Annotated in this window: 9 protein-coding genes; 8 read left to right on the top strand and 1 reads right to left on the bottom strand. The window is 65.6% G+C overall.

Features of this window, described 5'->3' with window-relative positions; all coding sequences use genetic code 11:
• Positions 1 to 260 precede the first annotated feature (260 nt).
• The 4 genes from AC5FRW_RS06815 (at position 261) to AC5FRW_RS06800 (ending at position 4,205) form a co-directional block, all read left to right on the top strand.
• Positions 261 to 1,532 (top strand): Single-stranded DNA binding protein, encoded by a 1,272-nt coding sequence (locus AC5FRW_RS06815; protein WP_493567683.1) that lies wholly within the window; start codon positions 261 to 263, stop codon positions 1,530 to 1,532.
• A complete protein-coding gene (locus tag AC5FRW_RS06810; RefSeq protein WP_493567682.1) occupies positions 1,529 to 3,214 on the top strand; it encodes an RPA family protein in 1,686 nt (561 codons plus the stop codon). The genes AC5FRW_RS06815 and AC5FRW_RS06810 overlap by 4 nt, the downstream gene beginning before the upstream one ends.
• On the top strand, positions 3,214 to 3,963 hold the full coding sequence (locus AC5FRW_RS06805; protein ID WP_493567681.1) for a metallophosphoesterase: 750 nt from the start codon (positions 3,214 to 3,216) through the stop codon (positions 3,961 to 3,963). The genes AC5FRW_RS06810 and AC5FRW_RS06805 overlap by 1 nt, the downstream gene beginning before the upstream one ends.
• A 77-nt stretch (positions 3,964 to 4,040) precedes the next feature.
• Complete coding sequence (locus tag AC5FRW_RS06800) at positions 4,041 to 4,205, top strand: DUF7837 family putative zinc-binding protein (protein WP_493567680.1); 165 nt, start codon at positions 4,041 to 4,043, stop codon at positions 4,203 to 4,205.
• A gap of 20 nt (positions 4,206 to 4,225) precedes the next feature.
• Here the strand turns inward: AC5FRW_RS06800 and AC5FRW_RS06795 are convergent, their stop codons facing one another.
• Positions 4,226 to 4,996, bottom strand: a complete 771-nt coding sequence (locus AC5FRW_RS06795; RefSeq protein ID WP_493567679.1) for a creatininase family protein — start codon at positions 4,994 to 4,996, stop codon at positions 4,226 to 4,228.
• Positions 4,997 to 5,203: 207 nt separating this feature from the next.
• On the opposite strand from AC5FRW_RS06795, the gene AC5FRW_RS06790 reads away from it, so the two are divergent.
• The 4 genes from AC5FRW_RS06790 (at position 5,204) to AC5FRW_RS06775 (ending at position 13,439) form a co-directional block, all read left to right on the top strand.
• Positions 5,204 to 6,436 (top strand): ABC transporter substrate-binding protein, encoded by a 1,233-nt coding sequence (locus tag AC5FRW_RS06790; protein ID WP_493567678.1) that lies wholly within the window; start codon positions 5,204 to 5,206, stop codon positions 6,434 to 6,436.
• The gene (locus AC5FRW_RS06785) at positions 6,433 to 8,868 is read left to right on the top strand and encodes a methyl-accepting chemotaxis protein (RefSeq protein WP_493567677.1); all 2,436 of its coding nucleotides are present in this window, start codon (positions 6,433 to 6,435) and stop codon (positions 8,866 to 8,868) included. Before AC5FRW_RS06790 ends, AC5FRW_RS06785 begins: the two co-directional genes overlap by 4 nt.
• 90 nt (positions 8,869 to 8,958) lie before the next feature.
• The gene (locus AC5FRW_RS06780; protein WP_493567676.1) at positions 8,959 to 11,784 is read left to right on the top strand and encodes a DEAD/DEAH box helicase; all 2,826 of its coding nucleotides are present in this window, start codon (positions 8,959 to 8,961) and stop codon (positions 11,782 to 11,784) included.
• Positions 11,785 to 11,981: 197 nt separating this feature from the next.
• Positions 11,982 to 13,439, top strand: coding sequence for a DUF4397 domain-containing protein (locus tag AC5FRW_RS06775; RefSeq protein ID WP_493567675.1), 1,458 nt, complete (start codon positions 11,982 to 11,984; stop codon positions 13,437 to 13,439).
• Positions 13,440 to 13,472: the final 33 nt, after the last annotated feature.

Here is a 13,472-nt window from a genome sequence, read left to right as displayed (position 1 = left end):
AGCGACGCTCCTCCGGTGTCGATGGGACTTCGATACGCTGTGGCGGAGTGACCAGTTCCGTCCGTGGCTCCAGCGACCCAGCCGAGTCGCCGTCTTGTGTGACCCCAAACTGCAGCATACTGGGTCGTACGATTATCTCAGATAAAAATCTGCGGGCCGTTTCGACCCCAGTTCAAATAGCACCTCGGTCGACACACGTCGAACCACCCGGTGACACCGCCACCGAACCCTTTTCATCGGTGCCGCCGAACGATGCGTCGATGACACTCGACGATCATGCCGAGGATCTTGCCTCCGACCTCGGTGTCGACAAAGAGGAGGTCAAAGAAGACCTAGAGAACCTGGTGAACTACTCCGTGCCGATGGAGGAGGCAAAGCAGAGCCTCCGGCGGAAGTACGGCGACGGCGGTGGCGGTGGTGGGACACCGTCGAGCAAGGACATCGCTGACGTCGCCGCCAGCGACTCCAACGTGACCGTGACTGCCCGCGTTCTGACGGTCGGGCAGCGCTCGATTCAGTATCAGGGCGACGAACAGGTCATCTTCGAAGGTGAACTGGCCGACGAGACCGGGACGATCTCCTACACTGCGTGGGAAGATTTCGGTCTCCAGCCCGGCGACACGATCACTGCCGGCAACGCCGGCGTCCGTGAGTGGGACGGCCACCCGGAACTCAATCTCGGCGAGTCGACGAGCATCGAGCGGGCCGACGAATCGCTCGACGTGCCCTACGACATCGGCGGCGATGCCGACCTCACAGACCTCGTCCCGGGTGACCGTGGCATCAACGTCGAAGTCGAAGTCCTCGAAGTCGAAGAAAAGACCATCGACGGCCGCAACGGTGAGACCGACATCTTGAGCGGCGTGCTGGGCGACGAGAGCGGCCGCCTCCCCTTTACCGACTGGGAACCCCACGCCGAGATCGAAGCCGGAGCGTCGATCCGCATCGAGGACGTGTTCGTCCGGGAGTTCCGGGGTGCGCCCTCGGTCAACGTCTCGGAGTTTTCGGCCGTGTCGCCACTCGACCGCGACGTGGCCGCGTCCGAGAACGCCCAGCAGATGCCCATCCGCGAGGCGGTCGACTCCGGGGGCCTGTTCGACGTGGAACTGACGGGCAACATCATCGAGGTCCGTGACGGCTCGGGTCTGATCGAACGCTGTCCAGAGTGTGGCCGCGTCGTCCAGAACGGCCAGTGTCGCAGCCACGGCACCGTCGATGCCATCGACGACCTTCGGACCAAGGCGATCCTCGACGACGGCACCGGGACGGTGACGGTCGTGCTCGACGACGAACTCACGGCCGAGGTGTACGGTGGCGACCTCGACGACGCGACCGAGCACGCTCGCGACGCCATGGACAAGGAAGTCGTCGCCGACCGCATCGCCGACCACATCGTCGGTCTCGAATACGTCGTCCGTGGCTCGCTGTCGGTCGACGAGTACGGCGCGAACCTCGACGCGACCGACTTCACACAGAGCGCGGACGATCCGGCCACGCGTGCTCGCGAACTGCTCACGGAGGCAGACGCATGAGCAGCAACGAGGAACAGGGCGGCGCAGGCCGCCGAGAGGTCGCGTACCGCCTGTTCGCCGCAGAGTTCGACGATGCCGACTTCTCCTATTCCGAGAGCGACGAGGAGCGCGCACCGAACTACGTCGTCACCCCGACCGGTGCACGCGTCAATCGCCTCTTTCTCGTCGGCGTCCTGACCGAAGTCGAGACGGTCAGCGAGGACTACCTCCGGGCGCGGATCGTCGATCCCTCCGGCCCGTTCGTCGTCTACGCCGGCCAGTACCAGCCAGAGGCGCTTGCCTTCCTGGAAAGTGCACAGCCCCCGACCTTCGTCGCGGTCACGGGCAAAGCACGCACCTATCAGCCCGACGACAGCGATCAGGTGTACACCTCGGTTCGGCCAGAGTCGATCAGCGAGGTCGACGCGAACACGCGGGACCGCTGGGTCGTCGGGACGGCCGAGCAGACGCTCGAACGCGCCGCTCGCGCTGCGGAAGCGAAGCACTCGGGACTCGCCGGCGACGACCTCCGCGAGGCACTCGTCGAACACGGCGTCGACGAGGGGCTGGCCTCGGGTATCCCTCTCGCGCTCGAACACTACGGGACGACCGGGGAGTACCTCGCTGCCGTCCGGTCGCTCGCACTCGACGCGGCCCGCGTCGTCGCCGACGAGCAGGACGAGGTCGAACCACTGTCGACGCTACCGGGACAGGGGACCGACGACGCGCTCCCCTCGCTCGTCGAGACACCAATCGACACCGACGTGGACACCCCGGAGGCGGACGACGCGGCGACCGACCCCGCTCCGACGGCCACCGCCGACGACGCCGCTGGCGACCAGCGTGCCGGGACAGCGGAACCGTCGACGGACCGCACGACTGCGGCCTCCTCGGAGACGACGACAGCGGTCGACGCCGAACCGGCCGAGCAGACGGCGACACAGACGGACGACGCGACGACAGCCGACTCCGTCGAGACCGACGAGACACCGGCCAGCGCCGACTCCGACTCGGCCGACGCTGTCGAAGAATCGGACCGGGCACCGACGACGAACTCCGACGATACCGACCCCGTCGAGACGAGTTCGGGAACTGACGACACCGATACGGTCGAGACGACCACCGAAACGGCTTCGGACGAGGACACCACGCCGACAGACTCGACTTCCGAGGGCGAACCGGCAACCGAGTCCGATCCGTCCGAATCCGGGACGGAGTCCGAACCGACGGGCGAGACCGACGAACTGGGGGACTTCGATCCGGAGTTCGAACTGGACGAGGACGAGCGCGAGGAGATCGAATCCGAGTACGGGACGGAGTTCCAGAGCGGCACGGAGGTCGACGACCCCGGTGAAGCAGATATCGAGACGCCGGATCCCGACGACGTGGACGGCGACGCTGGTACCGATTCGGCTGCCAGCGAGACCGGCGGTGAGACGGCGACCGAGGCGGTCGACGAACCCGACGACGCGAGCGACGCCGCGTCGTCGACCGAAGTAGTCGAAGACGTGGATCTGGAAGACGCCGTCATGGACGCGATGGCCGAAATCGACGACGGCGATGGTGCCGACCGCGAGGCGATCGTCGACGCCGTCGTCGACAGGACCGCCAGTGACCCCGGCGCGGTCGAGGACGCGATCCAGGACGCGCTGATGGGCGGCCGGTGCTACGAACCGGACGACGACGTACTCAAGCCGATCTGATGGGCGTCGAACCGGTCCCCGGCCGGCCGGCAGCCATCGCGACCACCGACGGTGAGCGACTGCTCGTCGTCGCAGACTACCACGCCGGTATCGAACGTGGCCTGCGACGGGACGGCGTCGAACTCCAGAGCGACGCCGGGGCTCGACGCCAGCAGTTGCTCGGGGTTGTCGAAACGACGGCACCCGACGGGATCGTCTTCCTCGGTGATCTGGGCCACGCGATCGGAGAACCGGCCGGCGAGGAGCGCGAAGAGCTTCTCGCGCTGCTCGACGCCATCGACGTGCCGATCACGCTGGTCCGAGGGAACCACGACGGTGACTTCGAAGCACTCCTCGACGACACTGCCACATCGGTGACGGTTACGCCGGGCCACGGCGTCAGAATCGGATCGGTCGGCTTCGCGCACGGCCACACGTGGCCCAGTCCCGACGTACTCGCCGCAGACGTGGTCTGTGTCGCCCACGAACACCCGGTCGTCCGACTCGAAGACGAAGTCGGCGGGACCCGAGTCGAACGGGTCTGGCTTCGGGGACGCGTCGATCCGACGCCGTTCGAACGGCACCACGACGGGGCGCTGGGGATCGATGCCGATCTGATCGTCTGTCCGGCGTTCAACGACCGCTCGGGCGGGACGTGGGTCAACGTCGACGGACAGGAGTTCCTCTCTCCGTTCCTCCCCGCGGGACTGGCCGACGGCGAAGCGTACCTGCTCGACGGGACTCGTCTGGGACCGTATCAGTCGCTGTAACGGCGTTAGAGCTGCATTAACGCCTATGTAGCCACAGTATAACAAGGACGATGGCCGACGTGTCGGCAACCGAACCGATGGTATCTGAGCCGAACCCGCTCTCGGCAGGGTCGCTCGGTCGCTGTCCCGATTGCGAGACCGAACTCTCGCGTGGGACGCTGCTCATCGAGTACGAGACCGAGGGCAGTGCGCGCCGATTCGCCGAGTGCCCGACCTGCCGTGACGTGGTCCATCCCACGTGAACGGCCTCGGCGGCGGACCGCTACACGTGATCGGCCGGCATGAGGTCCCCGTATGGCTGTTCTGCGAGCCATTCCGTGAGCTGACAGAGTTGCTCCGTGGCCGCCTCGAACAGTTCTTCCCCGATGGCGGCGCTCGCGTCGGTCTGATCGCCGAAGACGCCGTTTTCGGCGTTGTCGATCGCGTCGTAAAACGTTCTGGCACCGTGGACGCGACCGGTCGAGTCGTCGAACTCGATGCAGCCACCGTCGCGAGCCTGTTCGATCCGGTCATCGTGAACGAGATGGCCGGCGACGTGCTGGATCAGGGACGTTTCCTTCGGCCCACCGTGTGGTCCCGGCGCGTCGAAGCGCTCCTCGATGAGTTCCGTGATCGACTCGTCCCACATCCACTCGATGGCGTAGCACGCGCCGTCGTCGCGGAGTCGGCGTCCGACTTCTCGGAGGTGCTCGACGTTGCCGCCGTGAGCGTTGACGTAGATCACCCGGTCGATGCCGTGGTCGGTCAGGCTTCGAGTCATGCTCTCGACGAACTGCCGAAAGGCCGACGGGTCGACCGACATCGTCCCGTGGAACTGCATGTGGTGACCGCTGACGCCGATCGGAATCGTCGGCGTTCGCAGATAGCCCGTCCGCTCTGTGGCGGCGGTGGCGAAGGCCTCCGCGATCAGGTGATCGGTTCCCTCCGGGAGGTGTGGACCGTGCTGTTCCGTCGAACCGAGCGGGACGAGCGCGAGAGATTCGGACTCGAAGTACGATCCCAGATCCGGCCAGGCCTCGTCGGCGACGTACATGAACGAACGTTCGAACCGCTATTCCTTCACAGTGGGGGTGTCTGGCGACCCAGATCGACCCAGAGAGAGTGCAGGCCAGTAGTTCCAGCGCTGATCCGGTACTATAATATGGCTATTTCGGGCTGATTCTTTGTAGCGTTAGATCGAATATTACCGATGATATTTTCGGGTGAACGTATTTATGCTGGAATTCCAGTCTTTTCGAGCATGCACACACGGCGAAACGTTCTCCAAACGGTGGCTGGTGCGACGGCGCTTGGTCTCTCATCGGGCTGTCTCGGCAGCATCTCTGGGAGTAACCAACCCGTCCAGTTCGGGGCCGTCTTCCCGCTCAGTGGCCCGCTCGAAACAGTTGGCACGCACGGCTTGCGAACGACACAGCAGGCCGTGGCTGACGTCAACGCGGCAGGTGGGATCGACGGCCGAACGGTCGAACTGACCGAAATCGACAGCAAGGCGAGCGCCGATACCGCGGTCGAGAAGTACCGGGCGCTCGATACGGACGCACTCGTCGGACTCGTCGGGGGCCTCGTCAGCGACGTTTCGATCGCACTGTCACAGGAAGTCGTGACCGACGAGGTCATGGAAGTCAGTCCGGCGAGTACGGCGCCACAACTGACGACCGCCGGTCGCAGCGACGACCGGAAGTTCTTCGGCCGGACTGTCCCGAGTGACGGCCTGCAGGCGGCGGCGATGGCGAAGGTCGTCGACGATCCGCTGTATCTCGATGCGGAGTCCGTCGCCCTGCTGAGCATCGACAACTCCTTCGGTGCCGGCCTCGCACAGGCACAGAGAGAGTTCCTCGATACCGAGGTGGTCGCGGACGTCCGCTACGACCCGTCGTCGGACTCGTTCGACGACACGCTCGCGAGCGTCTTCGAAGACGACCCTGACGCAGTCGCGTTCACTAGCGTCTCCGGGCAGGAGACGGGGATTCTCGACGCGTACGCACAGTCGGGATACGACGTTCCGTGGGTGTTCTCCGCAGGTATGTTCGCGGGTGAGATTCCTCCCTTCTACGAGGGGTTCTACAGCGCTTCGCTCTCGTCGTCGCGGACGAACGGGTACTTCGAGCTAGTGCGACGGCTATCCGATATCGACCGTCTCGCATCCTTCGCCGCCAACGCCTACGATGCAATGTTCCTGATGGCCGCCGCCGCCCAGCAGGCGAGCGAGGTGAGTGGGCCAGCGGTCGCCGACACGATTCAGTCCGTCTCCGGTGGGACCGGCCACACTGTCTCGGTCGGTGACTTCGACCGCGTCAGGTCGCTCACCGACGCCGGACGGTCGCTGAATTTTCAGGGTGCGTCGGGACCCGTCGACCTGACCGAAAACCTCGAACCGCTGAGTTCGTACTTGATCCAGCGGATCGACAACGGTGCGGTGTCCTCGCTCGAACTACTCCAGTCGCAGTTCTTCGAGTCGGGAGGTGACCGATGAGCGGACTCTGGAAGCGGTTCGTCACCGCAATCGAACGCTCGCTGCCCAACACTGTCAGACGGCGGTACGCAGCGAAGTTCGGCGTCCTGTTGCTCGGGGTGGTCGTCGTCCTCGGGGCCGGGGGCGGCGTCGTCCACCTCGACACGAAATCGCTCGTCGAATCCCAGACCGAAGAGCAGATTCGAGGTGTCGCCGAGTCCGAAGCGGTCTCCATCTCGGAGTGGACCTCGACCAAACAATCGACGACATCGTTCCTGGCGGACTCACTGGCCGACCGGTCCGCCCGAAACACGACGGAGAACCAACGATGGCTAGAGCAGAAACTCATCGGCTTACCCGGTGACGTCCACTCACTGCACTACGTCGATACGAGGGGCGGCACGGTCCTCGCGAGCACCAACGACGACTTGCAGGGGACCTCGCTCAGTGCCGTCGACGCGCCGTGGACGGACAGCGAGGGTTCGATCGTCGTCTCCGGCCCGACAGCCACCTCCCAGCCCTACGAAAGCGGGAGCGAACCGGTCATCGCGTTCGTCCAGCGAGTCCAGGGGAGCCAGAAGCACGTCGTCCTCACGGCGTCGCTCGAAGCGCGCTCCCACGAGTTCATCTCGCCGTTTGCGACCGGTGACGTGAAAGTGGTCGGCCAGCAGGGCCAGATCATTCTGGACAACCGGAAGGGGTCGCTGCTCGAACCCTACACGACCCTCGACGACTCGAACGAGACCGCCGTCGACGCAGCGCTCGGCGGCGAGGCCGGGTACGAGCAGGTCGGTGCCCGGACGGGGATGGAACAGGGTCAGTACGTCATGGCGTACACGCCGATCACTGGCACCGAATGGGCGCTTCTGTACCACGTGCCAGCGAACCGTGCGTTCGCGCTCCAGTCGGCCGTGACCGAGAACATCGCGTTGCTCGTCGCACTGGCGATCGGTGCGCTGTTCATCGTCGGCGCGACCATCGGTCGGGGGACCGCGAAGTCGCTGTCACTCGTCGCGGAAAGTGCCGAAGACATCGCCGCCGGCGAGATCAACAGTTCGATCCCCGAGACGACGCGGATCGACGAGATGGGACAGCTCTACGACGCGTTCGGCGCGATGCAGTCGTACCTCCGTACCGCCGCCGATCAGGCCGATGCGATCTCGGCAAAGCGGTTCGACGACCCGGCACTCGACGAGGACATTCCCGGCGAGTTCGGGGCGGCACTGGAGAAGATGAGCGTCGACATCCAGACGCTGATCAGCAACATCGAGGAGGCAAAGGACGACGCCGAGTCCGCACAGGCCGAGGCCGAAGCGATGGCGACGGCCCTCGAATCGAAGGCCGAACAGTTCGGTGCGGTGATGAACAGGGCGGCGGCCGGCGACCTCACCCAGCGCATGGCGACCGACAGCGAGTACGATGCGATGGTCGAGATCGCAGAGAACTTCAACGAGATGGTCTCGGAACTCGAAGAGACCATCGTCAGGATCGAGGAGTTCGCCGGCACTGTCGATTCCTCGACTGGGGAAATCTCGGCCAGCGCGAAGGAGGTCAAGTCCGCGAGCGAGCAGGTGAGTCGCTCGGTTCAACAGATCGCCGAGGGTGCCGACCGGCAGAACGAACACATCCAGCAGGTCAGCGGCGAGATGACCGATCTCTCGGCGACCGTCGAGGAGATCACGTCCTCGACCGACGAAGTCGCCTCGAAGTCCCAGCGCGCCGCCGAGACCGGTGCCGAAGGTCGCGAGTACGGACAGCTGGCCGCAGACGAGATCGACGCGATCGATCAGACGGCCACCGAAGCCGTCGAACAGGTCGAGTCACTCGCATCCGAGATGGAACGGATCGGCGAGGTCGTCACGCTGATCGACGACATCGCGGATCAGACGAACATGCTCGCACTGAACGCCTCGATCGAGGCGAACCGCGCCGGAGAGGCCGGCGAAGGGTTCGCCGTCGTCGCCCGCGAGATCAAGTCACTCGCCGAGGAGACCCAGACGGCGACCGACAACATCGAGTCGCTCATCGAGACGATCCAGTCCCGAACCGACGACACGGTCGGCGACATTCGAGAGATGAGTGAGCGAGTCGACACCGGCAAAGAGACCGTGGAGAATGCGACCGACGCGCTGTCCGAGATCGTCCAGCAGGTCGAGGAAGCTAATTCGGGCATCCAGACGATCAGCGAAGCGACCGACGAGCAGGCATCGTCGATGGAGGAAGTGGTCTCGATGGCCGAAGAGGTCGGCTCGATCAGTGAGGAAACCTCCTCACAGTCCGAGAACGTCGCCGCGTCCGCTCAGGAGCAGGCGGCATCGATCTCGGAGGTCACGAACAGTATCCAGTCGCTGTCGAGTCAGGCGACCGATCTCAAGCAGATCGTCAATCAGTTCGACACCAGTGTCGAACAGACCGGTGCCGTCGGCGACGAGTCGGCCCTGTCCGACGACTGAGACGCCCCGTCGCATCCGTTTTCCAGTCGGCTGCACGCCGTTGTGTGACCGACCGCACGTTTAAACCGATCCGGCAGTTACGAGAGAGCGATGAGTGAGACGGGGGCAGCGGCCTTCACCGCGCTCGGCGAGCAGGTGCGGGCAGCCCTCTCGGACCGCGGATTCACGACGCCGACGGAGCCACAGCGCGAGGCGATCCCGACACTTGCGGCCGGGAAGCACGGACTGGTCGTCGCGCCGACGGGGACGGGCAAGACCGAGACGGCGATGTTGCCAGTCTTCGATGCGATCGCACGGGCCGAGGAGCGCTTCGGGATCAGCGCACTCTACATCACGCCGCTGCGGGCGCTGAACCGCGACATGCGCCAGCGCCTCGACTGGTGGGGCGAGACACTGGATCTGGACGTGGACGTGCGCCACGGCGACACGACGGACTACCAGCGCCAGCAGCAGGCCAACGACCCGCCGGACGTGCTCGTGACGACCCCGGAGACGTTGCAGGCGATGCTCACGGGATCGAAGCTCAGGACGGCGCTTGCCGACGTTGCACACGTCGTCGTCGACGAGGTCCACGAACTCGCCGCCGCAAAGCGCGGGGCACAGTTGACGGTCGGACTGGAGCGCCTGCGGGAGGTGGCCGGCCCGTTCCAGCGGATCGGTCTCTCGGCGACCGTCGGCGATCCCGCGGAAGTCGGGCGCTTTCTGACCGGTGATCGGGGCTGTGAGATCGTCGAGGTCGACGTGGGCAGCAGGCTGGACGTGTCGGTCACCCGGCCCGAGGTGACCGACGCCGACGAGCGACTGGCCGGCGAACTGGCGACCGATCCCGAGGTCGCGAGTCACGTCCGCGCCATCGACGATCTGATCGATGCCCACGACTCCGTCCTCGTCTTCGTCAACACCCGCCAGACCGCCGAGGCACTCGGCTCACGGTTCAAGGAACTCGGGACGGACCTCGGTGTGCATCACGGCTCGCTCGCCAAGGAGGCCCGGATCGACGTGGAAGACCGTTTCAAGGCCGGCGAACTGGACGCGCTGCTGTGTACGTCCTCGATGGAACTGGGCATCGACGTGGGCCACGTCGATCACGTGATCCAGTACGGCAGTCCCCGACAGGTCGCACGCTTGCTCCAGCGCGTCGGCCGTGCGGGTCACCGGCGCGATCTCGTCTCGTCGGGCACCGTCGTGACGACTCACCCAGACGACACGCTGGAAGCGCTGGCGATCACCCGGCAGGCGCTGGCCGGCGATGTCGAACCGGCCGAGATTCACGACGGCAGCCTCGATACTGTCGCCAATCAGGTGCCCGGCATCGTCATGGACGTGGGCGAAATTCGAGCGATGGAGGCCTATCAGATCGTGACGCGGGCGTACCCGTTTCGGGACCTCTCGGTCGCCGACTTCGAGCAGGTCGTGCGCGAGCTCGGCGAGAACCGCGTCATCTGGATCGACGAGGAGCGCGATACGCTGGAGAAGCGCCGCGGGACGTGGCAGTACTTCTACCAGAACCTCTCGATGATCCCCGACGAGTCGACCTACGATGTCGAGGACGTTGCCTCGGGCGATCAGATCGGCACCCTCGACGAGCAGTTCGTCGTCAATTTCGCGAACCCCGGCGAGGTGTTCATCCAGCGGGGCGAGATGTGGCGCATCACGACCGTCGACGAGGAGGAGGAAGTCGTCACCGTCTCGCCCATCGAGGACCCCGCGGGGGAGGTGCCGTCGTGGGTCGGCCAGGAGATTCCGGTCCCACAGGCCGTCGCCCGGGAAGTGGGTGAACTCCGCCGGGTCGCCGGCAGCCAGCTACAGGATGGCGCGCCGGCCGACTCGGTCGCGCGCGACGTACAGCGCCGCTATGCTGGCGACCGCCACACCGTCGAGACCGGGCTTTCGCAGTTGACCGAACACGATGCCCCTATCCCCGACGACGAGACCATCCTCGTCGAGGCACAGGGCCGCGAGGTCGTCGTCAACGCCTGCTTCGGTCATCAGGTCAACGAGACGCTCGGGCGACTCCTCTCCTCGCTCGTCGGTCAGCGTGCGGGATCGACCGTTGCGATGGAGGTCGATCCCTACCGGATCGAACTCGAACTGCCCGGCGGCGTCGGTGTCGGTGACGTGATCGACGTGCTGGAGTCGACCGACCCCGACCACGTCCAGTCGATCATCGAACTGAGCCTGAAGAACGCCGACGCCCTGAAGTTCAAACTCGCACAGGTCGCAACGAAGTTCGGGACGCTCAAACGCTGGCGTGGCTCGGGATCGAACCGGTTCGGCCGCGACCGGCTGCTGGCGGCGCTCGAAGACACGCCCATCTACGACGAGGCGGTCCGTGAGGTGTTTCACGAGGATCTGGCCGTCGACGCGACCCGGGACCTTCTCTCGGCGATCCAGTCGGGGACGGTCGGTATCGAGACAGCCGGCACCAGAACCCCGATCGGTCTGGGCGGGCGCTCGTCGGGTCGGGAACTGCTCTCGCCGGAACACGCCGACGCCAGCGTCATCCAGACGGTACGAGAGCGCATCCAGAACGACCGCGTGCTGCTCGCGTGCCTGCACTGCACGGACTGGAAACGGAAACAGCAGGTCAGCCGTGTGCGCGACCAGCCCGAATGTCCACAGTGTGGCTCGACCCGGATCGCTGCCCTGAATCCGTGGGCCGACGAGGTCGTCGCGGCCGTGAAAGCCGACGAGAAAGACGACGAACAGGAGAAGATGACCGAGCGTGCGTACCGGGCCGCGTCGCTCGTCCAGAGCCACGGCAAGCGAGCGGTGATCGCGCTCGCCGCCCGCGGGGTCGGGCCGCACAACGCCGCCCGAATCATCAACAGACTTCGCGAGGACGAAGACGAGTTCTACCGCGACATCTTGACACAGGAACGGGAGTACGCCCGGACACAGTCGTTCTGGGGGTAAATCGCCGTCCCGGCCGGTGACCCGCCCTTCAGGGACTGTGCGCCATCCAGCAAGCGAGTATACCCGTCCTGACGGCTAAAACCACGTCGCAGAGAGATAGTGGGCTAGTAGCAAACATGTAATTGAAATTACCTATCTAGTCAGGCACGCTCTACTCCCGCAATCGGGCCGACTGATTTCGATGGAGGTTCGATTCCATGGACGACCACTCACGACGAAGCGTACTCAAAACACTCGGTGCCGGAGCTACCGTGTTCGCGGCAGGCGTCGGCACGGCCGCGGCCTGCGGTGACGACGCGAACGTCCGCGTCGCGCATCTCTCGCCGGATGCGCCAGCCGTCGATGTCTACGTCGACGCCGATCCGTCTGGGGCCGACCCCGCCATCGCGGGGCTCGAATTCGGACAGGTGACTGATTACCTTGCGCTGGACCCGGGCGAACACACGGTGACGGTCACGGCGGCCGACGACGATGCGGCCGTGCCACCGACGCCGGTGACGCTGGATCTGGAGCAAGGATACTACACCGCCGCGGCTATCGGTGAACTCTCGCCCACGGAAGACGGTGAGGAGGTGGACCCGACCTTCACGCTGGACGTGCTCACTGACGACTTCGACGACATCCCGGAGGGCGAGGGCCGCGTCAAGGCGTATCACGCCGCACCGGACGCACCAGCCGTCGATGTGCGGGTCGTCGACGGCCCGACGCTGGCGAGCGACCTCGAATTCGGTAACGGCTCGGAACCCGCTCACGTGCCGGCAGGACGGTATTCGGTGGCCGTCTATCCGGCCGGCAGTGACGAGCCAGTGCTCGGACCGGTCGAGGTCGAGGTCAGGGCCAACGATCTGCTTTCGGTCTTCGCCGCGGGCTTCCTCGAACCCGGCGAGGGCGAACCGGAACTCACGCCCGTCGCCGCGTACTCGCGAAGCGCGAATCCGACGATGGGCGACGGAGCGATGGACGATGCGATGGCGTCCGACGCTGCTTTCACCCGTGTAGCGCACGTCTCGCCCGACGCTCCGGCGGTCGACGTGTACGTCGACGCCGACCCGTCTGGGGCCGACCCAGCCGTCGCCGGCATCGAGTTCGGACAGGTGACTGAGTACCTCCCGCTGGACCCGGGCGAACGGGAAGTGACGATCACCGCCGCCGGTGAGACGGAAGCGGTACCGCCGACGCCTGTAACCGTCTCACTCGAAGCGGGATACTACACCGTCGCTGCGGTCGGCGAACTCTCGCCGGACGACGGTAGCGAACCGTCGTTCAGCCTCGACGTGCTCACGGACGATATCGACGACATCCCGGATGGCGAGGGCCGGGTCAAAGCCTTCCACGCCGCACCGGACGCCCCGGCCGTCGACGTGCGGGTCGTCGACGGCCCCACGCTCGCCAGCGACCTCGAATTCGGCACCGAATCGGACGCCGCGGCCGTGGCTGCCGGAACGTATCCGGTCGCGATCTACCCCGCAGGTGGCGACGAGCCAGTGCTCGGACCGGTCGATGTCGAAGTACGCGATGGCGCGCTCCTCACCGTCTTCGCCGCGGGCTACCTCGATCCGGGCGAGGACGACCCCGAACTGCAGCCAGTAGCGGCCTACACTACTGGTTCGAACGGTGAGGCGGACACCGAGTCCGAGTCAGTGGGATCGCACTGACTCTCCACACGTCCGTCGCATCACCGGTTTGTT

The sequence above is a fragment of the Halomicrobium sp. HArcht3-1 genome, from assembly GCF_058933345.1.
The sequence above is the reverse complement of the archived record's forward strand: the minus strand, read 5'-3'. Positions and strand labels throughout refer to the sequence as shown.

Excerpts from the sequence above, each read along its gene's own strand:
- AC5FRW_RS06785 (WP_493567677.1), top strand. The coding sequence starts at position 6,433 with ATGAGCGGACTCTGGAAGCGGTTCGTCACCGCAATCGAACGCTCGCTG.
- AC5FRW_RS06815 (WP_493567683.1), top strand. The coding sequence starts at position 261 with ATGACACTCGACGATCATGCCGAGGATCTTGCCTCCGACCTCGGTGTC.
- AC5FRW_RS06810 (WP_493567682.1), top strand. The coding sequence starts at position 1,529 with ATGAGCAGCAACGAGGAACAGGGCGGCGCAGGCCGCCGAGAGGTCGCG.
- AC5FRW_RS06775 (WP_493567675.1), top strand. The coding sequence starts at position 11,982 with ATGGACGACCACTCACGACGAAGCGTACTCAAAACACTCGGTGCCGGA.
- AC5FRW_RS06805 (WP_493567681.1), top strand. The coding sequence starts at position 3,214 with ATGGGCGTCGAACCGGTCCCCGGCCGGCCGGCAGCCATCGCGACCACC.
- AC5FRW_RS06790 (WP_493567678.1), top strand. The coding sequence starts at position 5,204 with ATGCACACACGGCGAAACGTTCTCCAAACGGTGGCTGGTGCGACGGCG.
- AC5FRW_RS06780 (WP_493567676.1), top strand. The coding sequence starts at position 8,959 with ATGAGTGAGACGGGGGCAGCGGCCTTCACCGCGCTCGGCGAGCAGGTG.
- AC5FRW_RS06800 (WP_493567680.1), top strand. The coding sequence starts at position 4,041 with ATGGTATCTGAGCCGAACCCGCTCTCGGCAGGGTCGCTCGGTCGCTGT.
- AC5FRW_RS06795 (WP_493567679.1), bottom strand. The coding sequence starts at position 4,996 with ATGTACGTCGCCGACGAGGCCTGGCCGGATCTGGGATCGTACTTCGAG.